The organism is Psychrobacter sp. 1U2 (assembly GCF_051847575.1).
This window is the reverse complement of record NZ_JBPYDC010001001.1, coordinates 1-745: the sequence shown is the minus strand read 5'-3', so window position 1 is coordinate 745 and position 745 is coordinate 1. Positions and strand designations below refer to the sequence as shown.

At 46.7% G+C, this 745-nt stretch carries 1 protein-coding gene; it reads right to left on the bottom strand.

Annotated elements, in window-relative coordinates; genetic code table 11:
* Nucleotides 1–745 (bottom strand): acyl-CoA dehydrogenase family protein (locus ACS8FD_RS20015; protein WP_439277156.1); only part of this gene is annotated, 745 nt, incomplete at both ends.

Genomic DNA, 745 nt, shown 5'->3' with positions numbered 1-745 from the left:
CAAGCTTAAACTGTACCGACTGTAAGCTTGCGATTGGGCTACCAAACTGACTACGCTCTTGTACGTAATTGGTCGCGGTCTCTAGCGCTGATTGCGCGGTACCGACGGCACAAATACCGATATTGATACGGCCACCATCCAAGCCCTTCATCGCAATACGAAAGCCCTGCCCTTCTGCACCGATTAAATTTTCTGCTGGCACTTTGACGTCTTTAAAGCTAATAGCACGCGTCGGCTGCGCTTTCCAACCCATTTTATGCTCGTTTTTACCATACTCAATACCATCGCTGTCAGCATCTACTACAAAAGCTGAAACCCCTTTTGGCCCAGCATCACCTGTACGCGCCATAACTACTAATACATCGGTCGAGCCTGCACCTGAGATAAAAGTTTTTTCGCCATTCAGCACATAATAGTCGCCTTGCTTATCGGCTTTGGTACGTAATGACGCTGCATCAGAACCAGCATTGGGTTCTGTTAAGCAATAGCTGCCAAGCCACTCACCGCTGACCATTTTTGGCAAATACTTTTTACATAGTACATCGCTGCCATACTCGCCGATCATCCAACCTGCCATATTATGAATACTCATATAGGCAGCCACTGAAGTATCGCCCCATGCCAACTCTTCAAATACCATCGCAGAGTCTAAGCGCGGTAGCCCTAAGCCATCATAATCTGGATTGGTATAGAGTCCTAAAAAACCAAGCTCTCCTGACTTTTTAATCACATCAACTGGGAAATG